The sequence below is a fragment of the Ruminococcus flavefaciens ND2009 genome, from assembly GCF_000621785.1.
In the GTDB taxonomy this organism is placed as follows: Bacteria; Bacillota; Clostridia; order Oscillospirales; family Ruminococcaceae; genus Ruminococcus; species Ruminococcus flavefaciens_C.
Map to the genome: position 1 here is coordinate 361,202 of NZ_KK211348.1, position 25,979 is coordinate 387,180.

A 25,979-nucleotide genomic window follows, 5' to 3' on the forward strand; every position below is an offset into this window, starting at 1 on the left:
ATATTGCCTGTGCATTTACAGGCTCAGAATTTACAAAAGGATTGATATTATGGACTTTAAGGCACTTGCAGAACTTCTTTTCCCCGATGTTAAGGAAACTCCCGAGGATATTGACGCTCGTTTCCCCGAAAGACAGCTCCCCGAGGGCGCCTGCGTTACACGTATAGGACCCAGCCCCACGGGCTTCGTTCACCTCGGCAACCTCTACAACGCTATCATCGGCGAGCGTATTGCTCACCAGTCAGACGGTGTTTTTTACCTCAGAATAGAGGATACCGACAATAAGCGTGAGGTTGAGGGCGCTGTTGAGACCGTCATCAACGCTATGGACTATTTCGGCGTTCACTTCGACGAGGGTGCTACCGCAGAGGGCGACAACGGAAACTACGGTCCCTACAGACAGCGTCAGCGTAAGGAGATATACCACGTTTTCGCAAAGCTCCTCACAGAAAGGGGACTGGCTTATCCCTGCTTCATGACTGCCGAGGAGATAGAAGCTGTCCGCGAGCAGCAGACCGCCAACAAGGAAAACCCCGGAGTTTACGGTAAGTATGCAAAGTGCCGTGACCTTACCATAGATGAAGTAAAGGCTAATATCGCCGCCGGCAAGGAGTGGGTCCTCCGCTTCAGAGGTCAGGAGACAGGCGAGACCATAGCTGTTGAGGACGCTATCCGCGGAAAGCTGGAAATGCCCAGAAACAACATGGACTTCGTTCTCCTCAAGAGCGACGGTATCCCCACATACCACTTCGCCCACGTTATCGACGACCATTTCATGCGCTCAACTCATGTTATCCGCGGCGAGGAGTGGATCTCCTCTCTGCCTATGCACGTTGAGCTGTTCAATACTCTCGGCTGGAAGCAGCCTAAATACTGCCACACTGCAACTCTCATGAAGATAGACGGAGAGACAGGCGGCAAGCGCAAGCTCTCAAAGCGTAAGGACCCCGAGCTGGCACTGGCTTACTATCAGCAGGAGGGCATCAGCAGAGACGCTATCTGGGAGTTCCTGCTCACTCTCCTCAACTCCAATTACGAGGAATGGCGTATAGCCAATCCCGAGGCTGACTACCATGACTTCCCCTATGCGCTGGACAAGATGTCCGTTTCGGGCGCTCTGGTGGACCTGGACAAGCTCCGCGATATCTCCAAGAACGTTATCTGCCGTATGCCTGCACAGCAGGTCTTTGACGGCTGGCTGGAATGGTGCAGTGAGTACAATGACGAGTTTGCCGCCCTCATAAAGAAGTATCCCGAGAGAACTCTTGCTGCTCTCAATGTGGGCAGAGGCGGTGCAAAGCCCAGACGTGACATCGAGACCTGGAAGCAGGCCTGCGACTTCATGAGCTTCTACTATGATGAGACCTTTAAGGTCACCGATGATATGCCCGAGGAGTGCGACGAGGCTACCGTTAAGGAGTTCTTCGGCAAGTATCTTGCAACTTATGATCACAGCGATGATTCCGCTGCATGGTTCGACAAGGTAAAGGCTATCACCGAGGAAATGGGCTTCGCTGTAAAGCCCAAGGACTACAAGAAGAACCCAGACCAGTTCAGGGGAAGCATAGTCCATATCACAAATATGCTCCGTATCGCTCTCACAGGACACGCAAATGCTCCCGATATATGGGAAGTGAGCCATGTTCTCGGCGAGGAGATAACACGCAAGCGCCTTCAGGCTTTTTCATAATGCATAATTCATAATGCATAATGCGTAATTAATGGTCGCCTGAAATTATTCAAATCCGTCCGCGGTAGCGGACACCACAATTATGAATTATGAATTCTTAATTATGAATTATATAAAGAGGTAATAAAAATGTCAGATAAAAAGGAAAAGAAGAATTTTGAGATACCCCGTCCTGTGTTCCCGAAAAGATGTATCGTCACAGGCGGTATGCCCTACGGCAATAAGGAGCTCCACTTCGGCCATGTGGGCGGTATGTTCGTTTTTGCGGACACCTTCGCACGATTCATGCGCGACCGTATAGGCAAGGACAATGTTATATTCGTGGGCGGTACAGACTGCTACGGCTCTCCTATTGCCGAGGGCTGGCGCGTAAAGGTCAAGAACGGCGAGTTCGAGGGCTCACTTGAGGACTTCGTTCAGAGAAACCACGACAAGCAGCAGGAGACTCTCGATGCTTACGGTATCTCTCCCAATCTGTTTGCAGCTTCCGGTCTGGGACGCTCCAAGGAGATACACGCCTCAGTTACCGACCGCTTCATCAGCTCACTCTACAAGAAGGGACAGCTTGACCGCATAACCACCATGCAGTTCTTTGACGAGAAGGCAGGTGTGTTCCTCAACGGCAGACAGGTAATCGGAAAGTGCCCCGTTGACGGCTGTACCTCCGAAAAGGGCTACGCAGATGAGTGCGATATGGGTCATCAGTATATGCCCGAGAACCTCATCAACCCCGTCAGCACCCTGACAGGTGAGACTCCCACAATGAAGCCCGTTACCAATTGGTACTTCAGGCTCCGTGACTACGAGCAGCTCATGAAGGACTGGGTGGAGGAGCTGAAAAAGCGCAAGGACATCCGTCCCGTTGTGTGGAAGACCATTGACGAGTTCCTCAAGAACCCCGTTATCTACATAAAGCGCGAGTTTGAGGAAAAGTACATGGAGCTGAAGGATTCCATGCCTGCACATGAGTACCTTGAGGAGCCTAAAAAGCCCTCATTTACAATAGAATTCACAAAGCTTTCCGACTGCGATGAAGCCTGCCGCATTCTCACCGAGAACGGTATACGCTACCGTACAGGAAAGACACTCGTTCCCTTCCGCCTTACAGGAAATATCGAGTGGGGTGTACCTGCGCCTGTTATGGACGGCGTTGACGGTCTTACCGTATGGGTATGGCCTGAGTCCCTTTGGGCTCCTATCTCGTTCACAGAGACCTATCTGGAGTCCATCGGCCATGACACTAACGAGTGGAAGGACTACTGGTGCAGCAAGGACTCGACTGTATATCAGTTCATCGGTCAGGATAACATCTACTTCTACGGCATTGCCGAGCCTGCTATGTGGATGGCTCAGCAGGAGAGCGATACCAAGACTGCCGACCCTGCCGAGGGAGAGCTTCAGATGCCTGTTATCGTAGCTAATCACCATATCCTCTTCCTGGACAAGAAGGCTTCCAGCTCCGGCGCTGTAAAGCCGCCTATGGCTGACGATCTGCTCAAGCACTATACTCCCGAGCAGCTCCGTATGCACTGGCTGGGACTTGGTCTGGGTCAGCGCTCCGTAAGCTTCATGCCCAAGCCCTACAATCCCGACGCCAAGCCCGAGGACGCGGATCCAGTTGTAAAGGACGGTCTGCTCCTCTCAAATGTATACAACCGTATGATAAGAACTGCTTTCTATACCGCTCAGAAGGAGCTGGACGGCATCATGCCCGACAACGCTCCCGAGGAGAAGTTCCGCGAGGAGGCAAAGAAGGCTGTGCTTGACTACGAGAGGCATATGTCCAAGTTCGCTTTCCACCAGTGTACCTACGTTCTGGACAGCTATATCCGCAACGGAAGCAAGTACATGGCTAAGGCGCTCACAGGCGACTATCCCGACAAGGAAGTGCTGAAGCAGTCTCTTGCCAACCTGTTCTACATGATAAGGATAGCAGGTGTGCTCCTGCACCCCATGGCTCCCTTCGGCACAGAGAAGCTCCGCGAGTATCTGGAAGTCGACGAGCGTATCTGGTCATGGGATACTATCCTTGAGCCTGTGAACTACTTCACAGGCGAGAACCACAAGCTGAAGTTCCTGCCTCCCAGAACGGATTTCTTCACCCGTCACGAGAGCCAGTTCGCTGCGGATGAGGAATAATAAGTATCATGAGGAACGCCTTTTTCGGCGTTCCTTACTTTTAAATGAGGGGGTGGGGTGACGAGATGAGCAGAAAGAGATCGGCTGCGGCAAGAAGAAAGGCTTTTGAGCGCGAAGAAATGTTATGGAAACGGGACAAGCTCTCCTTTATTGCTGCGGTGGCAGCATTCATTGTCTCTATCCTGCACAGAGTTCTGTTCAAGCCCGACGTTATGACCGGGGAGAAAGGACTAAAGGCAGTGTTCCTGTTCTCACTGCTGCGTATAATCCTGGGACTGGCGGCGGAGGTGTCTTTCGCTGTGGCTCTGGGAAGGATAATGCTCATAAAGCGCAGTGAGCCCCTTGTGACTGCGGCAGATACTATGGAGAAGAAGTACGGCTCCCGCAAAAATAAGAAAAAGCAGAACAAGGCAGGCAGGATCGCCGGCTTTGTTCTGCTTTACGGTTTTCTGTTCCTGATGTATATGTCCTTCGGCGTAAGGGAGACGGCTCTGTATTCACAGCGGAATATCAAAGATTTTTCACGGTTTGACAATCTGTCATACGTATCTTTTATGGGCAGCACATTTATGGATATGACCGAGGGTGAGACCGTTGCTGTGGAGGTAAGCGGCGCTCATATCGGCACCGACTCCATCTCCTACGCTATAACGAGCAGACGCTATAACAGCAGAAGACACAGCAGTCTGACCTACAGGTTCAGTGTGCTGGAGGACGGCGGTTATGAAAATATTGTTCAGGTCTCGAAAAAAGAGGGAGAGGAGCTGGAGGCGGCTCTTGACAGCGAAAAGACCTACACAGTCAGGCTCTATAAGCACTCGGGACTTATGGCTTCCATTGAGGAAAAACAGTAAATTGTAAGCGTCGGTTAACATGGGTCCGACTCTGTTTTGAGGAGTGCAAAAAAAAATCCTTGCGTTTTAGTCGGATTTATTGTATAATAGTAATGTTATGTGACAATAAAGCTGTTTAAGGAGAACTGACAATGATATACAATAATATTCTGGAAGCAATGGGGCATACTCCCATGATAAAGCTCAACCGTATGAACAAAAAGGGCAATGCCGACGTACTCGTTAAGTTCGAGGGACTCAATGTGGGCGGTTCCATTAAGACCCGTACCGCTTACAATATGATACGTCATGCCGAAATGGAGGGAAAGATCAACGAGAATACCATAATCGTTGAGCCTACCAGCGGCAATCAGGGCATAGGTCTCGCTCTTGTGGGGGCTGTTAAGGGATACAGGACAATTATCATCATGCCCGATTCCGTCAGCGAGGAGCGCCGCAAGCTGGTCAACCATTACGGTGCGGAGGTAAAGCTCATCCACGATGACGGCGATATAGGCAAGTGCATTCAGGAATGTCTCGATACTGCCCTGAGAATGGCTGAGGAGGACGAGAATGTGTTCGTGCCCCAGCAGTTCGCCAATGTGAACAATATCGGCGCACACAAGTATCACACAGCCCTTGAGATTCTGGAGCAGTCTGCGGTGAAGATAGACGGCTTCTGCTCGGGAATAGGTACAGGCGGTACTATAACAGGTATCGGAGAGGCTCTCAAGGCTCAGTACCCCGATATGGTCATATGGGCTGTTGAGCCCGAGAATGCTGCTATACTTGCGGGCGGCAACATCGGCACCCACCTCCAGATGGGCATTGGCGACGGTATAATCCCCGATATACTCAATCAGAACATCTATGATGACATCTATATAGTTACCGACGAGGAGGCTATACAGACCGCAAAGGACTTAGCTTCCAAGGAGGGAATAATGTGCGGTATCTCCAGCGGCACAAATGTTGCGGCAGCTCTGAAGCTTGCCGAGAAGCTGGGCGAGGGAAAGACTGTCGTTACTATCCTTCCCGATACTGCCGAGAGATACTTCTCAACACCTTTATTTGAGGACTAATAAGCACGGAATGTGCATAAGGAGGTATATTTTATGAGCAAACTCAACGATTTTCTCACCGAAGCAGGAGTTTTCTTCCTGGCTACAAAGGACGGCGACCAGCCTAAGCTGAGACCACTCGGTCTTCACATGGAAATGGACGGAAAGGTGCTTTTCGGCGTGGGAGACTTCAAGGACGTATACAAGCAGCTCGTTGCTTCGCCCCTTTGTGAGATAGCTGCCTGCAAGCCTGACGGAAAGTGGCTTCGCTACACAGGCAAGGCTGTTTTCGAGACTGATCCCAAGTACGCTGAGGCTGCTCTGGACGGCGCTCCTCACCTCAGAGACATCTACAACGACAAGACAGGAAACAAGATGATGATATTCCATCTTGAGGACGCAAAGGCTGTTATCATCCCCGTTATGGGCGAGGGCGAGAGCATACTGTAATAAGCGTATGATAAACAGAGAATAGTGATTAGTGAATGTATTCGCTGCGCTTACGTTAACTTTCAACTCTAAACTCTCAACTTGATCAAATAAAATGCCCCGAGGCGTAATGCTTCGGGGCTGTTTTTATCTTGTGGGAAGGGGACTCAGAGTCTCCGTCCATTTTTTTCTTGCGCTTACTGTGAAAATGGTTATGCCCACTATGGCTGTTATGGCTTCCGCTGCGGGAACTGTTGCCCATACCCATGTCATGCTGCGGAGTATGTATGCAATAATTGCTATGGGTATCACAAGCACTGTTCCGCGGAGCAGGGAGATCATCTGCGCCCGTCCGGGCTTTTCCATAGAGGTGAAGTATACGGAGAATACGGAATTGACTCCCATGAACGGCATGAACAGGAAGTATTCGCGCAGTCCCTTTTCGGCTATGCTCCTGAAGCCCGCATGGCTCTCGCTGTTGAAGGCTCCCACGATGCGGGAGGTGCCCAGAAAGACAGCGGCATATGCCAGAACCGAGAATATAAGCGCTGTAGTCATGGCGAGACGCAGCACATAACCTATCGCCTGACTGTCATTGCGTCCGTGGTAGCGGCACATCAGCGGCTGGATACCGCCGGCTATGCCCGCGAATATGGCTGTGAAAACAATTGCCGTGTTGGCGATGACTCCGTATGCGGCTATTCCCGTATTGCCTGAGATACGATATATGACGAAGTTGAATATCATGATGACAACTCCGCCCGATACCTCAGACAGGAAGGAGTGAAGTCCAAGTGAGACTATCTCCTTTATAGTGCCAATGGACGGAAGCATCGCTCTGAGACTGAATGCGTTCCAGCCCGTTATGATGTGTATGCTCATAACCGCCATGCTGACAAAGGGCGCGATGCAGGTCGCAAGAGCCGCACCGCCCATTCCCATATCAAGACGGAAAATAAACACGTAATCAAGTATTACATTGACAAGGCTACCGCTCAGAAGTCCGAACATAGCAAGCCTCGGTGCGCTGTCATTGCGCATGAAGCAAGCCATGAGGTTATTCATAAGAAAAGCAGGTGAAAAGAGAAGGACCTTCTTTATGTAGCTGTGAGACATTGCGAAGATACTTTCGTCCGCTCCCAGCAGTCGTGTGACCTGTCCGGAGAAGAATATGCCCAGTATCTCAAAAACAGCCGCAATGGCAAGCATGGCAAAGAAGGCGTTTGTAAAGACTGCATCGGTCTCTTTTCGTTCCGTGCGACAGTAAAGCATGGAGAACTTGCTTCCGCCGCCCATTCCCAGCATCAGTCCGAAACCGTTCAGAAAGTTGAAAACAGGCAGTGACAGGTTAAGTGCGGCAAGTCCTTCAGACCCCATCCCCTTAGAAATAAAAAGTGTATCGATAAGAATATATACCGATACACCTAAAGAGCTGATAACATTCGCCAATATGTACTTGAAAAACACAAGCCGTATTGGTTTTTTATCCATTAAATTTTATGCCCCCCAATAATATCGGCGCTCTTCGTAACCAAGAAGCGTCAACACAGATGTCAGTGCGGAGCGAACTCAGAAAACGTTCCATACTGTCATCCATCTCATATCCATGAATATATTATATCACAGAAAAAGCCGGGAAGGCAAGATTTTTTCGGAAAAATCGTATAAATGCCGAAAATGGCGCAGATTTTTCCTCGGTTTATTAAAGCTTTGTACAAATAGCGGTAAAATTGGTGTGACTAATTATTGAATATGCTCGTTTTTTAAGCGGTTTTCTTTTAGTTTAAGCTGGATCAGCTGTTGAAGCGCTTCAGGAACTGCTGTACACGGTCAGAGGCGTTTTCGCCGAAGAGCTGCTCCGGAGCGCCCATTTCAACGATGTAGCCGTTTTCCATGAAGATGACCTTGTCGGCAACGTCCCTTGCGAATGCCATTTCGTGGGTGACTATGACCATAGTCATGCCCTCTGCGGCAAGCTCCTTGATGACCTTGAGTATCTCTCCCGTAAGCTCGGGGTCAAGGGCTGAGGTGGGCTCGTCGAAGAAGAGTATATCGGGATTGAGGGCGAGAGCTCTCGCTATGGAGACACGCTGCTGCTGTCCGCCCGAAAGCTCGCAGGGATAGGATTTGTCCTTGGTCTCAAGTCCCATTTTTTTCAGCAGAGCCATTGCCTTTTCCTTTGCCTTGGCTTTGTCCTCCCTGAGTACGCACACGGGCGCCTCAGTGATGTTGCGGAGAACTGTCATGTGGGGGAACAAGTTGAAGTTCTGGAAAACAAGTCCTGTTTTCAGCCTTATGTCGCGGAGAGTCTTTGCATCGGCATAGACCGTCTTGCCTCTGGAGTTTTTGATGAGCATATCGGTGCCGCAGACGTTTATAACTCCGCCGTCTGCACGTTCAAGCTGGTTTATGCAGCGGAGAAGGGTTGATTTGCCGCTTCCCGACGGACCTATGACTGCCACGACCTCTCCCTTTTCCACATTGAAGGAGATGTCCTTGAGCACCTCAAGGCTGCCGAAGCTCTTTGACAGGTTCTTTACATCAAGCATTGCCATAACTGCTGCACCTCCTTACTTGTAGTAGCTGAGCTTTTTCTCAATATAGCCGAATAAAAGCGTCAGCACAGTTGCGAATACGAAATAGAATACGCCTGCCATGAAAAGGGGCAGGAGAGAAGCATAGGTGGGGACCTGCTTCTTTGCGATGTACATTATCTCCATGTATGGGATGGCGGAAGCGAGTGAGGTGTCCTTTACCAGTGTGATTATCTCATTGGAGCTGGCGGGGACTACTCTCTTTATTACCTGCGGCAGGATTATGCGGAAGAAGGTCTGTCCGCGGCTGAAGCCAAGTGCTCCTGCGGCTTCATACTGTCCCTTGGGGATAGCCTCGATACCGCCGCGGAATATCTCCGCGAAGTAGGCGGCGTAGTTGAGCACAAAGGCAATGAGCAGCATATTGAAGGTGTAGCTGGCGCTTCGTATATCAACACCGTCGAGGAGGCTGTGGATAAATGAGGGGCAGCCCTCCCATTTCAGCAGATAGGGCACCGAATACTGGGCGACTATGAGCTGGAGCAGCAGGGGAGTTCCTCGCATTATGAGTATGTATATGTTTGTGAGCCAGCTGATGGGTTTGAATTTGCACATTTTCAGAAGTGCCACTATCATGCCAAGTGGTATGGACCACAGCAGGGTAAATCCGAATATCTTCAGCGTCGGCGGGATATATTCAAGCATTAGCTTAAACAGTGTCCCGATCTGTTCTTTTGTCATAATGATACCGCCTTTTTTATTATTGTGTGAGCCGCTCAGGAGAGGTCAAGCGTTCTTATCCCAGCCTCATTAAGTCTTGAATGGAATTCTGCGAAATCCTGATGCTGCTTTTTCTTTGCAAACAGGCCTTTGCCTTCAAGGTTGACCCTAAGCTCTGTCATATCAGAGCGGAAGATGAAAACAGGCGGCTTTGCGGTAATATCCCTTTCAAAGTCGGTGAAACTGTTCCAGAAGAAGGTGGAAAGGTCGTTGAATACTATCTTTTTGTCATCTATGGACTTTATGTCGGCATAGCTTTTTACAAAGGGCTTCCAGTGCTTGAAGTTGTATCCGTCCTCGGGCTCGCCTATCTCATAGCCAAGAGCTTCCGTCAGCTTTGCCTTGAACTCAGGATACCAGCTGTCCCATATCTCGTCGGGCATTTCTCCCGAGATCTGGAGCCCGCCGGGTTCGGAGGAAGCTGTCAGGCATATATTCTCGCCTGTCCACGCAGGGCAGCCCTCTACTGTTTTGCTCTCCCAGAAATCCATGGAGCGGTATACCTTGGCTATCTTCTCCCATACATCGTCCGGAGCAGAAGCGTCTATATTCAGACAAACATCATGACTTGACATATTTATCAACTCCTATAACAAACACATGACTAATTATATCATATATTTCCGAGAATAGCAAGGGACGCGGAGAAAAAGTTCCCTTGCGGACGGCTCTGCCGCGAAACAGCCAGCGGGGGCTCCCCGCTTATAGCATATATTTCCGAGAATAGCAAGGGACGCGGAGAAAAAGTTCTGCTGCGGAACAGGCATAAAAAAAGAGCGCTCCATTCGGAACGCTCCGTTTTTATCATGCAAAGATGATCAAGCTCTCTCAACCTTGCCTGAACGCAGGCATCTTGAGCAAGCGTAGATATGACAAGGAGTACCCTTGACGATAGCCTTTACACGCTTTACGTTAGGCTTCCATGTTCTGTTGGAACGTCTGTGTGAGTGGGAAACCTTGATTCCAAAGGTCACGCCCTTTCCGCAGATATCACATTTTGCCATTAGGTTGCACCTCCTTAACTAACCTGTAAAAATACAACATGATTATTTTAACACATAATCAGAAAAAAAGCAAGTGTTTTTTAAAAAAAATCAAAAAAATTTTTTTCGGCAGCCGAAAATGTGCTTTTTTACTTGAAATATATGCCGCTTTATAGTATAATATATGTTGTATAACTATTGTCGGAGCTTTGCTCTCCGACGGGGAAAGGATAATTATGCGGGACTCAGGAATAGATATGGTCTTTATCATGCTCATCGTTGCGAGAGCTATAACCTTTATGCTTGTTATACCTATACATGAATCTGCTCACGGCGTTGTTGCAGGCTGGCTGGGTGACGATACCGCAAGGAAAGAGGGACGCATTACCCTTAATCCATTTGCACATATCGACCCCATCGGTCTTATCACTATGATGATTCTGGGTATCGGCTGGGCAAAGCCTGTGCCTGTGGACCCCTCAAAGTTCAAACACCGCCGTCTCGGCTACGCTCTGGTAGCTCTGGCAGGACCTGTTTCAAACCTGCTGGCTGCACTTACGGGCTGCTTTATAATGGTGCTGTCGGGCTGTATCATTACTCACAGCGACCAGTGGTTCACGGCAGAAAGCGCGGCTTCTCCTGCGGGAAAGGCAGCTTTTGAACTGCTGTCCAACTTCATAACCATCAATGTAATGCTGGCTGTATTCAATATGATACCCCTGCCGCCTATGGACGGTTTCAATTTCCTCAGGGCATTCACACCCGCAAAGTTTGATAACTGGGTGTTCCACAATCAGCGCATACTCAGCGGCATATTCTTTGCTTTGATAATTCTGGGAAGCAGACTGCTCTATGTCCGCGTGGCATTCTATTTTATTATAGCGGCGGTTGCTCAGCTTCTGTACCTTATGGTATCCTGGATACCGTTATTCTTCAAGTGACATCATAACATCACCCGAAAGGTCTTATTACTATATGAGCGTATTTTACCGGTTATTACTCATACTCATAGGCAGAGCCATTGTAATGGTGGGGCTCATGCCACTGGCGGCTTTCGTCAAGGCAGGTACGGCTCACCTCCTGGGGGACGATACTCCCAAAAACAGCGGCAGGCTCAGTCTGGATTTCAGAAAGCACATGGACCGTCAGGGAATGCTGACTATAATGATACTGGGCTTCGGCTGGAGCAGGGAGATGAACTATGACGTCTCAAACCTGAAACACATGAAGCGTGACATCACCCTCATCTCACTGGCAGCTCCGCTGGCATACTTTGTCTCATACATTATTTTATATAATCTCTCGGGCGCCCTCTACGGACTGGCTCCCGATTCCATACTTCTGGCAAGTCTTTACAGGGTGCTCAGGGAAGCGGCTTACACGGGACTCTGCTTCGGTGTCATCGCGCTTCTGCCTCTGCCTCCGCTGGACGGCTTCCAGATATTCTACCAGTTCTCATGGCCAAAGTTCAGAAGATGGTACTTCAGCCGCTACAAGCAGATAATGAAGTGGTCACAGTACATTCTTTACGGCATTTTTCTCCTTGCCATAATCACCGAGGGCGAGATATCTGTCATAGGCTGGCTGGCTGACCTGTGGCGCCGGGCTGTACTTGACCGACTGGTATTCTTCCATGTCAATTTCCTGGAGATACCCTACAAGATCATTAAGATCGTCTTCGGTAATAACTTTTTCTATCTGGAGTGATATATGGAGACCATTTCTTTCAAGCTTGAGGTGTTTGAGGGACCTCTGGACCTCCTCCTCAGCCTTATTGCAAAGCACAAGCTGAATATCTGCGATATTGAGATCTCAAAGCTGCTGGAGCAGTATCTGCTCTACATAGATCAGGCTCATGAGCAGAATCTGGAGCTTGCAGGGGAATTCCTCGAAATGGCTGCAAGACTCATATATATAAAGACTGCTTCACTTCTGCCCCAGCCCGAGGAGGCTGAACAGATGAAGCGCGAACTGGAGGGCGCTCTCATTGAGTACTCTCTCTGCAAGATAGCGGCAAAAACTCTGGCGGACGCCTTTGTGGGCGGCAATATCTTCGTGAGAAGCCCCATGAAGATCAAGGCGGATATGACATATACACTGGTACATGAGCCCGAGAGACTGGCTATCGCTTACAGCGCTATATCAATGAAAAATATAAAGTCGGAACACGCCAAGCTCCACGTTGAGAACAAGATAAACTCAGTGGTCAAGCGGCGCATAGTTTCCGTTATGACCAAGGTGGTGCATATCCTCCGCCAGCTCTATGACTCGGGAGAGGTCTATATGGACAAGCTATATGAGGGAGTCACCGACCGCTCCGCAAGAGTTGCCACATTCCTGGCAGTCCTGGAGCTCACCAGACACGGACGTATCACCATTAGTGACGATAATACCATGATATTCTTCAAGGGAAGAAAGAACGGAGTGGATAGATCTTGGAGATCAAAGACAAGCTCGGAGCAATAGAGGCTATCCTCTTTGCAAGCGGCGAGCCTATTGAGATATACCGCCTCTCGGAGGCAAGCGGAGTTGACGCTGGCACACTGCCTTCTATGATAAGGCTGCTCAATGAGCGCTATGAGGACTGCGGCAGCGGTATCTGCATAAAAAAGCTGGACAGCAGCTTCCAGATGTGTACCCGTGAGGAGTTCGCTCCTCAGGTGAGGGCAGCTCTCGAGACCAAGAGAACGGCTCCTCTCTCAAATGCGGCTATGGAGGCTCTTACAATAATCGCCTATAATCAGCCTGTTTCAAAGGGCTTCGTGGAAAATGTCCGCGGTATCGACAGCTCCTCTGTCATCAATAACCTGGTGGAAAAGGGACTCGTCGAGGAGGCTGGACGCCTTGACGTTCCCGGAAAGCCCATAGTGTACAGGACCACGGCGGTGTTCCTGAGAAGCTTCGGACTCAGCTCCGTGGCGGATCTTCCCCCTCTCCCGGGACAGAGCGATCTCGTCCTTGAGACCGAGGAGGAGTTCGTGGACAGAGAGCTGGCTGAGGCTAAGCAGACCGAATAATCAAGGAAAGGAGCGGCAGGATTGATCGTACTAAAAATACTGCTGTATATACTTCTTGCCGTTTTAGGCATCATACTGCTGGTGCTCATTACTCCTGCGGGAGGAGAGTTCAGCTATATCGACGGCAAATTAAGCTATAAAGTCAAGCTTTGGATAATCAACCTTATGGACTCCGACGGCGGCGGCCTTTACAACTGGTGGAAAAAGCGGAAGGCAAACAAAAAGGACAAGCCCTCAAAGTCTGAGAAACCCAAAAAAGACAAGCCCGTAAAGGAAAAAAAGGCAAAAAAGAAAAAACAGAGAGAACAGTATGAGTGGGAGAAGGAGCTGGAGGACATTCCCGTAAATGATCCTGAGGCTGATATGCTCCCCGCGGAAACGGCTCAGCAGGAAAGCGCTCAGTCCGCAGCGGAGGAGGCTCCCCGCACCGACAGCTTCACAGAGGAGATGACCGGGGAGGAAGCTCCCGAAAAGAAGAAAAAGGACAAAAAGAAGAAAAAGAAGAAGGACGAGGACTTTGACGAGGACCTCTTCGATGAAGATGATGACAGCGCTGACAAGTCTCAGTACGAGGACAAAAAGTCCGTCAGCGACAAGATAGAGTTCATAGTCGGAATATGGGAGAGCGCTCAGCGCCCCCTGCTGAAGATATTCAAGGGCTTCAAGCTGAAGGATCTGTATATCGACTTCATAATCGCCGACGAGGACGCCTATGACTGCGCCATGAAGTACGGAAGGTACTCGGCTCTGGTCTACAACGGCATAGCATTTTTCAGCCAGCTCTTTACCGTAAGGCTGAAAACCATCGACGTACACCCGCAGTTCGGCGTATCCAAAGGACGCTGGGACGCAGCAGGAAAGCTCTCCTTCCGTCTCGGTACAGTGGTCATCGCAGGAGCATGGTTCCTGATGACATATATTTTCAGATCTTTCATTCCCGGAAAGCTGAGAAAACGCAAATTGAAAAAATCCGCCGCAAGGCAGAAGTGAGGTATAAATCATGAGTGCAAACAATACACCAGTAAGTGATCTCTTAGGAATTTCCATCGAAAAGATCAAGGAGATGGCTGACGTAAACGCCATTATCGGTGAGCCCATAAAGCTTCCCGACGGTACTACCATTATCCCCGTATCAAAGGTGAGCTACGGCTTCGCTTCGGGCGGCTCCGACCTGCCTTCAAAGTATGACAAGGACCTCTTCGGAGGCGGAGCAGGTGCAGGCGTTTCCATAAAGCCCGAGGGCTTCCTCGTTATCTCTCCCGACGGTTCCGCAAAGATGGTAACTATGGAGGGCTCAAGCGACCCCATCAGCGCTGCTATCGAGAAGATGCCCGGCATCATCGACAAGGTAAGCGGCTTCATCAACAAGAGAAAGGGCGGCTCCGACAATACTGCCGCAGGCGGTATCACAGACGAGTCTGTGCCCCTTAACTGAGAATAAATAAGCAGCCCCGGGCATAACCTTTAGTATATGATCATACGGAGGTGTGCCCATGAAATGGCTCGTTTCTATATCTGCGGCGGCAGTATTGGCTGCTGCTGCGGTCTGTCCCTGCAATACAGCCGGAGCTGAGTACCCACAGGTACAGGCTAAGGCTGCGGCGGTAATATCCGCCGATACAGGCGAGGTGGTCTATGCTCTCAACGCATCTATGAAGCTTCCCATGGCAAGCACCACCAAGATAATGACCACTCTGCTCTGCCTTGAAAGCGGAGGGCTCTATGATGAGTTCACCGTGGACAGCGGCGCCATCAAGGTTGAGGGCTCGTCTATGGGCTTGCAGGAGGGGGACACTGTCACAAAGTACGCGCTGTGCTGCGGTATGCTGCTTCCCTCTGGGAATGACGCTGCCAATGCTGCTGCCGTAAGGATAGCAGGCAGCATAGATGCCTTTGCGGAGATGATGAACGACCGCGCCCGTGAAATGGGACTTTCAAGGACCTATTTCGTCACGCCCTCGGGTCTTGAGGGTGAGGGACACGGCTCATCGGCAGCTGATATGGCTCTCCTTGCCCGTGAGGCGCTGAGGAACGACATCTTCCGCAGTATCTGCTCTCAGAGCAGCATGAAGGTGGAGTTCGGCTCGCCGCCATATGACAGGTGGCTGAGGAACACCAATAAGCTTCTGGGTATGTATGAGGGAGTTTACGGCGTTAAGACCGGCTTTACCGACGAGGCGGGACGGTGCCTGGTGTCTGCCTGCGAAAGAGGAGGCAAGGACCTCATCTGCGTCACCCTCAATGACAGAAATGACTGGAACGACCATATGGCGCTGTATGACAGCTGCTTTGAAAATGTGAGACTGGCGGAGATAGGTCTGCCGCGGGATATGACTGCGGATATAGTCGGCGGAAATGCTGACAGGCTGCGTATAGTCCCCGAAAGGGAAACTGTCACGGTCACCACCCTCGCAGGAAATGAGGAGGACTTCACCTTTACGGTGATGAGGAGTCCTTTCCTGTACGCTCCCGTAAGGGAGGGGGAGAAGGTGGGAAGCCTCTCTGTCAGATACCTGGGACGGGAAGTGGAAAGTGTTGACCTTCTCGCCGCGGAGACTGTGGACGTCCATTCCGAAGACAGGGGCAGCAAAAGTCTTTTTCAGAAAATAATGGATAAGATCGGGAGCTTTTTCTCCCATTAAGGATAGGATTACTTTGGAAAAAATAAGAATTCAGAAAATGATCGCCGACTGCGGCGTATGCTCCCGCAGAAAAGCTGAGGAGCTTATTACAAAGGGCAGGGTTAAGGTCAACGGTCACCCTGTCAAGCTGGGCGACAAGTGCGGCTTCAAGGACATCATCACCGTTGACGGTGAGAGGATTTATATGCCTAAGAAGCGCAGCTTCGTCTACCTGATGATGAACAAGCCCAGAGGCTATGTCACTACCGTTTCCGATGAGCTGGACAGGCGCTGTGTCATGGACCTCCTTACAGATGTGGAGGAGAGAGTCTACCCCGTGGGACGCCTTGACAGGAACTCGGAGGGACTTCTTCTCTTTACCAATGACGGTGAGTTCGCCAACAGCATAATGCACCCCAGCCGCCATATCTCCAAGACCTACCGCGTTACGGTCCGTCCCGACATTACCGACGAGCAGCTTGTAAGGCTCTCAGAGGGCGTTGAGATAGACGGCAGGAAAACTCTCCCCGCTACCGTTGTGGTAAAGGACAAGGCAGAGGGCAGGGTGGTCCTCCTCATGACCATCAAGGAGGGCAGGAACCGCCAGATAAGAAAGATGTGCGAGGCTGTGGGACTGGAAGTGGCAAGGCTCCGCCGTATAAGCATAGGTCCCCTGAAGCTGGGTATGCTGAAGCCCGGTGCTTACCGCGACCTGACCGCCGAGGAGCTCCGCGCCATCAGAAATGCCATAGGCAAGGAGAAGTGATATGCTGGAGATACAGGAAAGGTTCGATACCAACGGGTATGAGAGACTTGTCGAGGCTGCGGGGAGCAGTCAGCTCCATATCACGGAAGCCCTTGACAGGGGCGAGGCTATCGGCTTTATCGCCTATTCCTACGGCAGCGAGAGGACTGTGGTCTATGACTATGAGGACTGCGGCGATATGATGCTCTGTGACGGGCTTGTTCGCTCAGTCATGCTCAAGAGCGTGCTGAAGGGCATAAACCATATGCTCTTTCAGCTGGAGGACGATAAAAAGTTCGATACCCTGAAAAAACTCAGGTTTTTAAGCGGCGACAGCAGACAGTGCGGCGACCTTGAAAGCTTCATGAACGGCTGTCAGAGCTGCAAGAGCAAGAAAGATGAAAAGAAAGGATAGATTTGAGTGCCCATCAGGATTTCTTCAGAGCTCCCTGCATTCAAGACCCTCGGCGAGGAGAATATCTTCGTCATGTCAAAGGAGAGAGCGGAGCATCAGGACATCCGTCCGCTGAAGGTGATTATTCTCAATATAATGCCTAAAAAAATAGAGACCGAGAGCCAGCTCATGAGGCTCCTCAGTAACACGCCATTACAGGTGGATGTGGAGCTGCTCCAGATGGCTTCCCATGTGTCAAAGAATACCTCATCCAGTCACCTTGCCTCGTTCTACAAGACCTTCGACGAGATAGCCGATTACCGCTATGACGGCATGATAATAACAGGCGCTCCCGTTGAGCTCCTTGACTTCGAGCAGGTGGACTACTGGCAGGAGATATGCAGTATCATGGAGTGGTCAAAGACCCACGTCTTTTCCACTATCTATATCTGCTGGGCTGCACAGGCAGGTCTCTACTATCACTACGGTATACCAAAGTATACTCTCGACCATAAGATGTTCGGCATCTTCCCCCACAGGGCTGAGGTTAGCAACTGTCAGCTCCTCAGGGGCTTCGACGATGTTTTCTATGTGCCCCATTCAAGAAATACCGAGGTCCGCAGAGAGGATATTGAGCGTATCCCTCAGCTGGAGATTCTTACCTCATCGGATATTTCGGGAGTACACATCGTCGCCAATAAAAACGGTAGGCAGTACTTCATCACAGGACATTCCGAGTACGACAGGGACACCATCGCCAACGAGTACAGGAGAGACCTGGAAAAGGGTATCGACATACAGATGCCATACAATTATTTCCCGGGTGACAATCCCGACAATATGCCTGTTTTCTCATGGAGATGCACGGCCAACCTTATGTTCTCAAACTGGCTGAATTACTGCGTATATCAGAAGACACCATATAATCTGGACGAGCTGGAGGTCCGTAACTGGAACTGGCAGACAAGTCTGTAAGAAAAGGAGCTGAAAAGCAATGGATGATTTCTACGGAAACAACAACGGCGGTTACAACAACAATGGCTACAACAGCGGTTATAACAACGGAGGCTATAATAACGGTTATAACAACAACGGCTACAACAACGGCGGCTACAACAATAACGGCTACGGCGGTTATAACAACGGCTACAACAATGGCTACAACAATGGATACAACGGACAGAATTTCGGCTATAACAACGGTTATCAGCCCGAGGAAAAGGGCGGAGCAGGTCTTGCCATAACTTCATTTGTAGTATCTCTGGTGAACCTGATACTCTGCTGTACTCTTCTGAGCTTCATAACTGCACCTCTCTGTATCATCTTATCTATCGTCTCTCTTGTGAAAAAGAGAAAGGGTACCGTGCTTGCTATATTCGGTATCATATTCTCGGTTCTCGCAGGTCTGGCACTTTTCGTTTACGGCAAGACATTTTACGATGTGTCAAAGGATCTGGTTTACTTCGCAGAGCATGAGGATCAGATCATCGAGGACTACGACAGAGACGGCACTATCCCTAAAAGATTTGACAAGTACAGGGACAGCAAGTATGACGATGTATGGGGCGAGGGCAATACCTTCGACGACTTCTTCGATGAGTTCGTAAAGCGCCGCAAGGAGGAGAACCGCGGCGGTACATACTCATATACCTACACCTATGACGAGGATTCCTCAGACCTTGCACTTGGCTTTCAGCCTGCACTTTTAGTATAACCGAACAACACAAGCCCCTGAGCGCACCTGCGCCGGGGGCTTTGTTTATTGTGTGAGATCTGCCATGTACTCCCCCGTGGAGAGAAGTCCGCTGCGGTTATATCGGAATATGCCGTAGAGACAGTCAGGGTCACGGGTGATGAGGTTCATGCCCTCGCGGCAGGTCAGGGTCATGAGTATGCCGCTGTCACGGAGCACCGGCAGGCTCTCGGGACAGAGCGAGCCGAAGGGATAGGCAAAGACAACGGGGGAGACTCCGCAGTTAAGATGCAGCTCTGTGCTGAGAAGTCCCACATCAGCGGCAAGCATGGCGGAGTAGTCCTCCACAGTCTCATCGGGGAGCCTTGCACAGCCCTTGCGGACAGTGTCGGAGTGGAGGTCATAGGTGTGGCTGCCTATCTCAATTCGTCCCGAGGCGAGAAGGTCGGAAATGTCCTCCCAGGTCAGGTAGGAGTAGCTGTCCGCATGAGGGTCGGCGGCTGCATAATCATCGGTGTACCTGCCAACAATAGACACAAGGGCGGTCATATCGTATCTCTCCAGCAGGGGCAGTGCAAGGGACAGGTTATTGTAAAAGCCGTCATCAAAGGTAATGAGCACGGGCTTTTCGGGAAGCTGTCCAACGCCCCTTGTGTAGCCGATGAGCTGCTCTGCGGTGACGGTGCGGTAGCCATGGCCGCTCAGCCAGGCAAGGTCACTTTCAAGCTGTTCGGGAGTCACTGTGTAAGCGGAGGGCTCCTTCTCGCAGACGCTGTGGTACATTATGACGGGCAGAGACACGGGAGGCTCGGGAGAGTTCTCCGCAAAGACCGGGATAAGTGCAAAGCCTGCACCTATAAGCACAAGGAGGGCGGAGACTGCCGCAAGAAGCCTTTTCAGGCGGAAACAACTGTACATGGTATCACCTCACAGTATCATATGCGGAAAAATGCGGAAGAATGACGATAAAATTGGGACATAGTTCCGTCAGACGGCGAATATACTTATCTCAAAGGAATTATTTGTGAGGTGAGTGCTTATGAAATGCCGCAGACGCAGAAAGCTGAGAGGAATATTGAAATGCACCGCAGCGGTGATACTGCCCCTGACTGTGGCGGCAGGTGCAAGGGGAGCAAAATACGTGGACAGGGCTGTGAATGGTGAAGCCCTCCTTATGGACAGCACGGGCAGTGCAGAGGCTCCACCTAAGGCGGACAGGCAGGAGGTGAGCCGCGTTACATTTTCGGAGCTTCCCGACGAGAGCATTATGCTTTCACAGGGCTACGGCATAGAAGACGAGAGCGACGGTAACAGGGAGCTGCTGCGGCTTCCCTCGCCCCTGGACATGAAGGCTGATAATGCAGGGGAGAAGCCCTATCCTGCCCACTGGGAAACGGGGGACGGGGAGATAATACGCACTACCTACGGGCTGTACAGCGGCAATGCCTTCTTCGGTCTTGAGGGCGGGGGACAGGTGAACAACAAGACCGGTATTCCCAACGAGGAGCTTATCCGTGAGAGCGGATTTCTGCCCAATTTTACCGTGGAGGACACCGATGAACCTCTGGTGCTCCTCTACCATACCCACACCACCGAGAGCTTCGAGCCCTTTGTCAGGGAGCATTATGACAGCAGCTTCAACTACCGCACCACCGACCCCACAAAGAACGTGGTCATGGTGGGAGACGCCATTCAGGCGGAGCTTGAGGCTCAGGGCATAGGCGTTATACACGCCGTGGAGGTACACGATTATCCCAGCTATAACGGCTCCTACGGGCGCAGCCGCGAGACTATAACGCCCATTCTGGAGAAGTACCCAAGCATAAAGGTGGTGCTTGACATTCACAGGGACGCCATTTCGGGTGAGGGCTATGCCTATCAGCCCTTCGTTGAGGTGGATGGCAGAGAAGCAGCTCAGATAATGATAATATCGGGCTGCGATGACGGTACCCTCGGTATGCCGGATTGTATGCAGAATTTCCACTTTGCCTGTGCCCTTCAGCAGAAGCTGGAGAGGGACCATGAGGGCTTTACTCGTCCCATTTTATTCGATTACCGCCACTATAATCAGGACCTTACCAACGGAAGCCTTCTCATAGAGGTAGGCTCCCACGGCAATACCCTTGAGCAGGTACAGTACGCAGGCCAGCTTTTCGGCAGGTCCCTGGGAGAGCTGCTCAATTCCATGAAAAGGAGATAATATGCGCAGAAAAAGAAAAAAAGCCGTACTCAGAGCAGCTTTCATGTATCTGCTCCTGAGCGGCGGCTCATGGATGTTTATTTATTCCTATGCCAATTCCAGCAGCCGACTGAGCGGCGAATATATCGTTCCTGCTCAGATGGTGGTGGAGGAAGAGACTGCGACTGTGGACATTCTCGGTCACAGTGCCCGTTTCAGCATATCTGGTATAGCTGCCCACAGCAAGCTCTACTGCGGAGCCTATCTGCTTTCGCCTGATGAACTGAGGCTGGCAGCTTATGTGGTGTCATTATGTATATAGCTTGGACTGTCTTGTGTAGTAGAAGGTGTTCAGCTCGCCTGTGTAGATAAGGTCTGCACCGGGGAAGCTGCGGAAATCGTCGGGCTTATAGAGCGAAAAAGCCTTGTCAAGGGGTATGCCTATCTTGTCCATAGTGTATGCCACGAACTGTGAACAGACGAAGCTCCTTTCCCGCTTCCACTCGATATTGAAGTACACCGCCAGAAGTCCCAGAAGGTTGTAGGAATATACCTTCCTGTGCTGTGAGAAGTGGTTGATTATCTTGTTGTAGGCTTCCTTCTGCTCGTGAGTCACGCTTATGCGGTATATCTCGCAGGGGATATTGTGGTACTGTCCCAGTGTGCCCTGTCCCACTATCTCCTTGTTGAAGGTAGCAGGAAGCGGAAACGGACGGTATGTACGGCAGAAGCTGTACATCTCCGAAAGCTGTATATCTCCTGAAAGAGAAACATGATTATATGGCTTTTTTGTTAGAAATTTGAAGAATCGTGCGGGTCTTGTACCTGTCTGTGCGACTATCAGATAAATGTAGTCCCCCAAAACGTTCCCTCCTAATTTATTTTTTATAATTATATCACAAACACTTGCAAATTTCAAGACTTTTTGATATAATTATATAGTCGCATGATTTTTTATATGAATATGCGCCTGTAGCTCAGAGGATAGAGCATCGGCCTCCGACGCCGTGTGCGCTGGTTCGATTCCAGTCAGGCGTACCAGCACAGAGCCTGTGCCCGCGACCACGTTGTCGCTCGCAAAGCTCGCTTACCGTTATCGGGAATGATAGTTGTACATCGCTTACGGCACTGTCATCTAATTAGTACAGATAACACAGCACAGAGCCTGTGCCCGCGACCACGTTGTCGCTCGCAAAGCTCGCTTACCGTTATCGGGAATGATAGTTGTACATCGCTTACGGCACTGTCATCTATTTAGTACAGATAACACAGCGGGGAGTCCCCCGCGGGATAATCGCGTTTCACTTCTTGTGGAGCGCGATTTTTTTGTATTTGTTTGCCTCGGGTACTGCTGATGTACGAAATGGTCTAATCAAATTGACATTTTATCAGATAAATGGTATAATATTTCAAAATACGAACGGAGGAACTACGGAATGGATAATTTTATCAAACCGCCTGTTGAAGTACGTTATGCTGATGAACTTGCAGCCCTTGCAGCTTCCGATAAGGGAAGGCGTCCCGAAAACTGGAAGCTTTCTCCCCGTGCTGTCAGGACCTTCATACTCGGTGGCAAAGTTGATACTCCATCGGGCAAAGCTGAAATATCAAAGAAATTCTACGGCAATGATTCTCTTGTTGAACGTGCGATCATTACCCTCGCAGGCAGCCGCGGACTTATGCTGGTGGGCGAACCGGGTACGGCAAAAACTATGCTTTCCGAACTCCTTTCCGCCGCCTGCTGCGGTGTTTCCACCAATACGGTCCAGGGTACGGCAGGAACTACCGAGGATATGATAAAATACAGCTGGAATTATGCGCTCCTTCTCTCAAAGGGACCATGCCGTGAAGCACTGGTGCCCTCACCGCTTCTTATAGGTATGGAGCAGGGCATATTTGCCCGCTTCGAGGAGATAACCCGTACTCCTGCGGAAATACAGGATAGTCTCATCTCAGTTATGAGTGACCAGATACTCAATATCCCCGAGCTCGGTGACGATGGACTTGTACTTGCCCGTCAGGGCTTCAATATAATAGGAACAGCCAATACCCGCGACAAGGGCGTAAACGAAATGTCCGGTGCGCTCAAGCGCCGTTTTAATTTTGAGACAGTGGAGCCTGTGCGCGATGTAAAGCAGGAAAAGGAGATAATCATACGTGAGGCTGAGGATATGGCTAAGGCAGGCCATATAGATATGCCTGTTGATACCGATGTTGCCGAGCTCCTTGCGGTTACTTATCATGAGCTGCGTGAGGGGAGGACAGCCGACGGTACTGTGGTCGAGAGACCCTCTGCGATAATGAGCACTGCCGAGGCGGTATCGGTGTACTTCCAGGCCCTCAGTCACGCCTGGTATTACGATGATTCACGGTTTGACCTCGGAATTCTCACAGAGATACTTGTGGGTGCTGTATGCAAGGAGAACAGGGAGGATCTTGCGAAGCTCCGCGCTTATTTCAGAACAGCCTCAAAGGATAAGACTAAGGAAGGTGGGCTATGGAAAACGTATCTCAGTTCGTCGAAGCTGCTGAAATGACGCTTATTGCAGAGGATAATCCTCTGCTGCTCTTTCCTGTGCGTCATCACAGCCCTGTCTGCTCATATCAGCTTATACGGACTATGGAGCTTTACCGCCCCGACATCGTACTTATTGAAGGTCCCTCCGATGCCTGCGGGCTGATACCCGTCCTTACCCATGAGGAAACGAGGCTTCCTGTTGCCATATACTATTTCTACAAGGACAGGAAAAAGCTTGTCAATGAGGACGGGGAGGACTATAAATGCTACTATCCTTTTCTGTATTCCTCCCCAGAATACAATGCACTTGCAGAGGCGAAAAAACTCGGTATAAAAGCAATGTTCATTGATCTGCCCTACAGCGAGATCATGATAAATACCGCGGAACAGAGCGGTCTGAGACGAAGCGACAGGCAGAATTATGCAGACGATACCAGGCTCACACAGGGCGAGATGTACCGTGCTCTCTGTGATAAGACCTCCGTGCGAAGCTTTGACGAGTTCTGGGAGAAGTATTTCGAGATCGGGGGACTTACTCTCACGCCCGAGGAGTTTCTGCGTCAGATGCACACATACTGCTGTCTTACAAGAGAGAATTCCGATCCTGCCGGATCCGAAACGGACGGTACCCTTATCCGTGAGCGATTTATGGCTTCACGTATCATCGAGGAGATGAAGACAAATAAAAGGGTACTTGTGGTAACAGGCGGCTTTCACAGCTCCGGGCTGCTGAAGCTTATCAGAAACGGCAATGCAGCTCCGCCAAAGCTGCACAGCATACCTGCCGACCTGAGAGGTGCATATCCTGCTGCTTACAGCTATGAATCGGCAGATGCACTACATGGCTATGCGTCGGGTATGGAGCATCCTTACTTCTATGACAGCGTGTTCCGACGAATAATAGCACACGGCTCGCCTGAGGGCGCTTACGATGAGGTGACACTTGATTTCCTCATGCAGACCGCAAGGGAATGTGCAGATAAAGACCTCCCTGCGGCAATGCCCGATGTTACCGCGGCACTCTCGCTCATGAAAGGACTTGCGGCACTTCGCGGTGTAAGGGAATGCGGTATGTATGAGCTTTCCGACGGTATCACTTCAACATTCATCAAGGGCGAAAAAACTGTATCATCGTCAATGCCCCTTGACATTCTTTCAAGGATAGCTGTCGGAAATAAAATTGGACATATCGGCGATAAGAGCCATGTTCCGCCGCTTATCGCTGATTTTGAGAAGCAGTGTGCGGCATTCAGGCTGAAAACAGACAATACCTTTGCGCAGACCGTAGAATGCGGACTTTTTACCTCGGCAAGAGGTCTGGCGCTCAGCCGCTTTCTCCATCGCTGCCGATACCTGGGAACAGGGTTCTGTCATGTCATCAGAGGGGCAGCTCTCCGGGAAAACAGGGACAGGAGCCGTGTCCGCGAGGAGTGGTCATATCAGCGCAGACCCTCAGTGGACGCGGTACTTACCGATCATACCGCCGACGGTTATACTATCGAAGAAGCCTGTCTGACTGTTGTACGCAGGACCCTTGACAACGAAAAATACTGCTCACGGGCAGCGCAAACGGCTGTTGACTGCTTCGTCATGGGTATCGGTATCGACAACGAACAGCAGATAATGTCGGATATTATCGCAGCAGACGGTGACCTGTTCTCGGTGGGCGACGGAATGAGATTTTTTGAGATGCTTTACCGTCTTTGCGAGGTCTACGGCTATGAGGGAAGAAGTGCGGGGACACTTATTGAGCTATGCTTTTCAAAGCTGATCTCCTCTCTGCCGCTGATGGCGGGGCTCCCGTCAGACCGCGCCGATGCCTGCATACGCATAATGAAGCATATGCTGGAGCTTACCGATACACTGCTGAGAGAGCGTGCAGGGGAGCTTGAATCCGCTCTTCGTCTCATCATCTCCGCACCGCAGAAACAGCCTGCAGTGTACGGTGCGGCAATAGGTCTGCTGTGCAGCTTTGACAGCAGTATGCGCATAACGGCGGAGCAGGTCCTCCGAGGATTTCTGTGCGGTTCGCCTGAGGTGATGAAGCAGGGCGCGGAATACCTGAAGGGACTGTTTTCCGCTGCCCGTGATATAATGTTCGGTGATAACGACTTCCTGAGAATGACCGACGAGCTCATCACAGGCATGGGATACGATGATTTCATCGAGGTATTGCCTCAGCTCCGCCTTGCATTCGGTTATTTCACGCCACAGGAGACCGCCGGGACCGCAAAGGCTGTGGCAAAGCTCCACAGTGCGGAGCCGGCAGAGATACGTTACGGCAGCGCCGTTGATGAAAGACTCTATGCTTTCGGAAACAGGCTTGACAGTGAGATAATGTCTCAGATAGCTGAGAGGTGAAG

General features: G+C 50.6%; 27 protein-coding genes and 1 tRNA gene. 21 read left to right on the forward strand and 7 right to left on the reverse strand.

Features of this window, described 5'->3' with window-relative positions; genetic code table 11:
• The first annotated feature begins 49 nt into the window (after positions 1 to 49).
• From T488_RS0114455 to T488_RS0114475, 5 genes are all read left to right on the forward strand, one after another.
• Positions 50 to 1,690: a glutamate--tRNA ligase gene (locus T488_RS0114455; RefSeq protein WP_028521415.1), complete on the forward strand. Its 1,641-nt coding sequence runs from the start codon at positions 50 to 52 to the stop codon at positions 1,688 to 1,690.
• Positions 1,691 to 1,819: 129 nt separating this feature from the next.
• Positions 1,820 to 3,829, forward strand: a complete 2,010-nt coding sequence (locus T488_RS0114460) for a class I tRNA ligase family protein (RefSeq protein WP_028521416.1) — start codon at positions 1,820 to 1,822, stop codon at positions 3,827 to 3,829.
• 65 nt (positions 3,830 to 3,894) lie between these two features.
• Entirely contained in the window at positions 3,895 to 4,683 is a 789-nt protein-coding gene (locus T488_RS0114465; protein ID WP_028521417.1) for a hypothetical protein, read from the forward strand.
• A 131-nt stretch (positions 4,684 to 4,814) separates the two neighbouring features.
• A complete protein-coding gene (gene cysK, locus T488_RS0114470) occupies positions 4,815 to 5,744 on the forward strand; it encodes a cysteine synthase A (protein ID WP_028521418.1) in 930 nt (309 codons plus the stop codon).
• 33 nt (positions 5,745 to 5,777) lie between these two features.
• Complete coding sequence (locus T488_RS0114475; RefSeq protein ID WP_028521419.1) at positions 5,778 to 6,173, forward strand: pyridoxamine 5'-phosphate oxidase family protein; 396 nt, start codon at positions 5,778 to 5,780, stop codon at positions 6,171 to 6,173.
• A 126-nt stretch (positions 6,174 to 6,299) separates the two neighbouring features.
• Here T488_RS0114475 and T488_RS18210 read toward each other — a convergent pair whose 3' ends face one another.
• The 5 genes from T488_RS18210 to rpmB all read right to left on the reverse strand — a co-directional run bounded on the left by T488_RS18210 (position 6,300) and on the right by rpmB (position 10,470).
• Positions 6,300 to 7,643, reverse strand: coding sequence for an MATE family efflux transporter (locus tag T488_RS18210; protein ID WP_051536498.1), 1,344 nt, complete (start codon positions 7,641 to 7,643; stop codon positions 6,300 to 6,302).
• 302 nt (positions 7,644 to 7,945) lie between these two features.
• A complete protein-coding gene (locus tag T488_RS0114485) occupies positions 7,946 to 8,707 on the reverse strand; it encodes an amino acid ABC transporter ATP-binding protein (protein ID WP_028521420.1) in 762 nt (253 codons plus the stop codon).
• A 15-nt stretch (positions 8,708 to 8,722) separates the two neighbouring features.
• A complete protein-coding gene (locus tag T488_RS0114490) occupies positions 8,723 to 9,427 on the reverse strand; it encodes an amino acid ABC transporter permease (protein ID WP_051536499.1) in 705 nt (234 codons plus the stop codon).
• A 35-nt stretch (positions 9,428 to 9,462) separates the two neighbouring features.
• Positions 9,463 to 10,041, reverse strand: coding sequence for a hypothetical protein (locus T488_RS0114495; protein ID WP_028521422.1), 579 nt, complete (start codon positions 10,039 to 10,041; stop codon positions 9,463 to 9,465).
• Between the two features lie 243 nt (positions 10,042 to 10,284).
• Positions 10,285 to 10,470, reverse strand: coding sequence for a 50S ribosomal protein L28 (gene rpmB / locus T488_RS0114500; RefSeq protein ID WP_019678047.1), 186 nt, complete (start codon positions 10,468 to 10,470; stop codon positions 10,285 to 10,287).
• Positions 10,471 to 10,685: 215 nt separating this feature from the next.
• On the opposite strand from rpmB, the gene T488_RS18215 reads away from it, so the two are divergent.
• The 11 genes from T488_RS18215 to T488_RS19935 are packed head-to-tail and all read left to right on the forward strand — an operon-like array spanning position 10,686 to position 18,940.
• Positions 10,686 to 11,390, forward strand: a complete 705-nt coding sequence (locus T488_RS18215) for a site-2 protease family protein (protein WP_155267232.1) — start codon at positions 10,686 to 10,688, stop codon at positions 11,388 to 11,390.
• A gap of 34 nt (positions 11,391 to 11,424) precedes the next feature.
• The gene (locus tag T488_RS0114510; RefSeq protein WP_242838359.1) at positions 11,425 to 12,156 is read left to right on the forward strand and encodes a site-2 protease family protein; all 732 of its coding nucleotides are present in this window, start codon (positions 11,425 to 11,427) and stop codon (positions 12,154 to 12,156) included.
• A 3-nt stretch (positions 12,157 to 12,159) separates the two neighbouring features.
• A complete protein-coding gene (locus T488_RS0114515) occupies positions 12,160 to 12,915 on the forward strand; it encodes a segregation and condensation protein A (RefSeq protein ID WP_028521424.1) in 756 nt (251 codons plus the stop codon).
• Complete coding sequence (scpB, locus tag T488_RS0114520; protein WP_028521425.1) at positions 12,885 to 13,466, forward strand: SMC-Scp complex subunit ScpB; 582 nt, start codon at positions 12,885 to 12,887, stop codon at positions 13,464 to 13,466. Before T488_RS0114515 ends, scpB begins: the two co-directional genes overlap by 31 nt.
• 21 nt (positions 13,467 to 13,487) lie before the next feature.
• Positions 13,488 to 14,456 (forward strand): hypothetical protein, encoded by a 969-nt coding sequence (locus tag T488_RS0114525; RefSeq protein ID WP_028521426.1) that lies wholly within the window; start codon positions 13,488 to 13,490, stop codon positions 14,454 to 14,456.
• Between the two features lie 10 nt (positions 14,457 to 14,466).
• The gene (locus tag T488_RS0114530; RefSeq protein ID WP_028521427.1) at positions 14,467 to 14,901 is read left to right on the forward strand and encodes a GerW family sporulation protein; all 435 of its coding nucleotides are present in this window, start codon (positions 14,467 to 14,469) and stop codon (positions 14,899 to 14,901) included.
• A gap of 58 nt (positions 14,902 to 14,959) precedes the next feature.
• Positions 14,960 to 16,108, forward strand: coding sequence for a D-alanyl-D-alanine carboxypeptidase family protein (locus T488_RS0114535; RefSeq protein ID WP_028521428.1), 1,149 nt, complete (start codon positions 14,960 to 14,962; stop codon positions 16,106 to 16,108).
• 13 nt (positions 16,109 to 16,121) lie between these two features.
• Positions 16,122 to 16,853 (forward strand): pseudouridine synthase, encoded by a 732-nt coding sequence (locus T488_RS0114540; protein ID WP_028521429.1) that lies wholly within the window; start codon positions 16,122 to 16,124, stop codon positions 16,851 to 16,853.
• Position 16,854: 1 nt separating this feature from the next.
• The gene (locus T488_RS0114545) at positions 16,855 to 17,247 is read left to right on the forward strand and encodes a hypothetical protein (protein WP_028521430.1); all 393 of its coding nucleotides are present in this window, start codon (positions 16,855 to 16,857) and stop codon (positions 17,245 to 17,247) included.
• 6 nt (positions 17,248 to 17,253) lie between these two features.
• The gene (gene metA / locus T488_RS0114550; protein WP_028521431.1) at positions 17,254 to 18,201 is read left to right on the forward strand and encodes a homoserine O-acetyltransferase MetA; all 948 of its coding nucleotides are present in this window, start codon (positions 17,254 to 17,256) and stop codon (positions 18,199 to 18,201) included.
• A gap of 19 nt (positions 18,202 to 18,220) precedes the next feature.
• The gene (locus T488_RS19935; protein WP_082320552.1) at positions 18,221 to 18,940 is read left to right on the forward strand and encodes a DUF4190 domain-containing protein; all 720 of its coding nucleotides are present in this window, start codon (positions 18,221 to 18,223) and stop codon (positions 18,938 to 18,940) included.
• Positions 18,941 to 18,985: 45 nt separating this feature from the next.
• On the opposite strand, the gene T488_RS0114560 is transcribed toward T488_RS19935, so the two are convergent.
• The gene (locus tag T488_RS0114560) at positions 18,986 to 19,837 is read right to left on the reverse strand and encodes a polysaccharide deacetylase family protein (RefSeq protein ID WP_028521432.1); all 852 of its coding nucleotides are present in this window, start codon (positions 19,835 to 19,837) and stop codon (positions 18,986 to 18,988) included.
• 121 nt (positions 19,838 to 19,958) lie between these two features.
• Here T488_RS0114560 and spoIIP point away from each other — a divergent pair, with 121 nt between their 5' ends.
• Positions 19,959 to 21,119 (forward strand): stage II sporulation protein P, encoded by a 1,161-nt coding sequence (gene spoIIP, locus T488_RS0114565; protein ID WP_051536501.1) that lies wholly within the window; start codon positions 19,959 to 19,961, stop codon positions 21,117 to 21,119.
• Between the two features lies 1 nt (position 21,120).
• Positions 21,121 to 21,420: a hypothetical protein gene (locus tag T488_RS0114570; RefSeq protein ID WP_028521434.1), complete on the forward strand. Its 300-nt coding sequence runs from the start codon at positions 21,121 to 21,123 to the stop codon at positions 21,418 to 21,420.
• On the opposite strand, the gene T488_RS0114575 is transcribed toward T488_RS0114570, so the two are convergent.
• On the reverse strand, positions 21,409 to 21,960 hold the full coding sequence (locus tag T488_RS0114575) for a hypothetical protein (protein ID WP_028521435.1): 552 nt from the start codon (positions 21,958 to 21,960) through the stop codon (positions 21,409 to 21,411). The genes T488_RS0114570 and T488_RS0114575 overlap by 12 nt on opposite strands.
• 104 nt (positions 21,961 to 22,064) lie before the next feature.
• Between T488_RS0114575 and T488_RS0114580 the strand changes: the two genes are divergently transcribed.
• From T488_RS0114580 to T488_RS18225, 3 genes are all read left to right on the forward strand, one after another.
• A tRNA-Arg gene (locus T488_RS0114580) sits at positions 22,065 to 22,139 on the forward strand.
• A gap of 395 nt (positions 22,140 to 22,534) precedes the next feature.
• The gene (locus tag T488_RS0114585; RefSeq protein WP_028521436.1) at positions 22,535 to 23,635 is read left to right on the forward strand and encodes an ATP-binding protein; all 1,101 of its coding nucleotides are present in this window, start codon (positions 22,535 to 22,537) and stop codon (positions 23,633 to 23,635) included.
• Positions 23,596 to 25,977 (forward strand): DUF5682 family protein, encoded by a 2,382-nt coding sequence (locus tag T488_RS18225; RefSeq protein WP_155267233.1) that lies wholly within the window; start codon positions 23,596 to 23,598, stop codon positions 25,975 to 25,977. Before T488_RS0114585 ends, T488_RS18225 begins: the two co-directional genes overlap by 40 nt.
• Positions 25,978 to 25,979: the final 2 nt, after the last annotated feature.

Excerpts from the sequence above, each read along its gene's own strand:
- T488_RS0114490 (WP_051536499.1), bottom strand. The coding sequence starts at position 9,427 with ATGACAAAAGAACAGATCGGGACACTGTTTAAGCTAATGCTTGAATAT.
- T488_RS0114570 (WP_028521434.1), top strand. The coding sequence starts at position 21,121 with ATGCGCAGAAAAAGAAAAAAAGCCGTACTCAGAGCAGCTTTCATGTAT.
- T488_RS0114465 (WP_028521417.1), top strand. The coding sequence starts at position 3,895 with ATGAGCAGAAAGAGATCGGCTGCGGCAAGAAGAAAGGCTTTTGAGCGC.
- T488_RS18225 (WP_155267233.1), top strand. The coding sequence starts at position 23,596 with ATGGAAAACGTATCTCAGTTCGTCGAAGCTGCTGAAATGACGCTTATT.
- cysK (WP_028521418.1), top strand. The coding sequence starts at position 4,815 with ATGATATACAATAATATTCTGGAAGCAATGGGGCATACTCCCATGATA.
- T488_RS0114535 (WP_028521428.1), top strand. The coding sequence starts at position 14,960 with ATGAAATGGCTCGTTTCTATATCTGCGGCGGCAGTATTGGCTGCTGCT.
- T488_RS0114455 (WP_028521415.1), top strand. The coding sequence starts at position 50 with ATGGACTTTAAGGCACTTGCAGAACTTCTTTTCCCCGATGTTAAGGAA.
- T488_RS0114460 (WP_028521416.1), top strand. The coding sequence starts at position 1,820 with ATGTCAGATAAAAAGGAAAAGAAGAATTTTGAGATACCCCGTCCTGTG.
- T488_RS0114530 (WP_028521427.1), top strand. The coding sequence starts at position 14,467 with ATGAGTGCAAACAATACACCAGTAAGTGATCTCTTAGGAATTTCCATC.
- spoIIP (WP_051536501.1), top strand. The coding sequence starts at position 19,959 with ATGAAATGCCGCAGACGCAGAAAGCTGAGAGGAATATTGAAATGCACC.
- T488_RS19935 (WP_082320552.1), top strand. The coding sequence starts at position 18,221 with ATGGATGATTTCTACGGAAACAACAACGGCGGTTACAACAACAATGGC.
- T488_RS0114475 (WP_028521419.1), top strand. The coding sequence starts at position 5,778 with ATGAGCAAACTCAACGATTTTCTCACCGAAGCAGGAGTTTTCTTCCTG.
- T488_RS0114545 (WP_028521430.1), top strand. The coding sequence starts at position 16,855 with ATGCTGGAGATACAGGAAAGGTTCGATACCAACGGGTATGAGAGACTT.
- T488_RS18215 (WP_155267232.1), top strand. The coding sequence starts at position 10,686 with ATGCGGGACTCAGGAATAGATATGGTCTTTATCATGCTCATCGTTGCG.
- rpmB (WP_019678047.1), bottom strand. The coding sequence starts at position 10,470 with ATGGCAAAATGTGATATCTGCGGAAAGGGCGTGACCTTTGGAATCAAG.
- T488_RS0114485 (WP_028521420.1), bottom strand. The coding sequence starts at position 8,707 with ATGGCAATGCTTGATGTAAAGAACCTGTCAAAGAGCTTCGGCAGCCTT.
- T488_RS0114585 (WP_028521436.1), top strand. The coding sequence starts at position 22,535 with ATGGATAATTTTATCAAACCGCCTGTTGAAGTACGTTATGCTGATGAA.
- T488_RS0114510 (WP_242838359.1), top strand. The coding sequence starts at position 11,425 with ATGAGCGTATTTTACCGGTTATTACTCATACTCATAGGCAGAGCCATT.
- T488_RS0114495 (WP_028521422.1), bottom strand. The coding sequence starts at position 10,041 with ATGTCAAGTCATGATGTTTGTCTGAATATAGACGCTTCTGCTCCGGAC.
- T488_RS0114560 (WP_028521432.1), bottom strand. The coding sequence starts at position 19,837 with ATGTACAGTTGTTTCCGCCTGAAAAGGCTTCTTGCGGCAGTCTCCGCC.
- T488_RS18210 (WP_051536498.1), bottom strand. The coding sequence starts at position 7,643 with ATGGATAAAAAACCAATACGGCTTGTGTTTTTCAAGTACATATTGGCG.
- T488_RS0114515 (WP_028521424.1), top strand. The coding sequence starts at position 12,160 with ATGGAGACCATTTCTTTCAAGCTTGAGGTGTTTGAGGGACCTCTGGAC.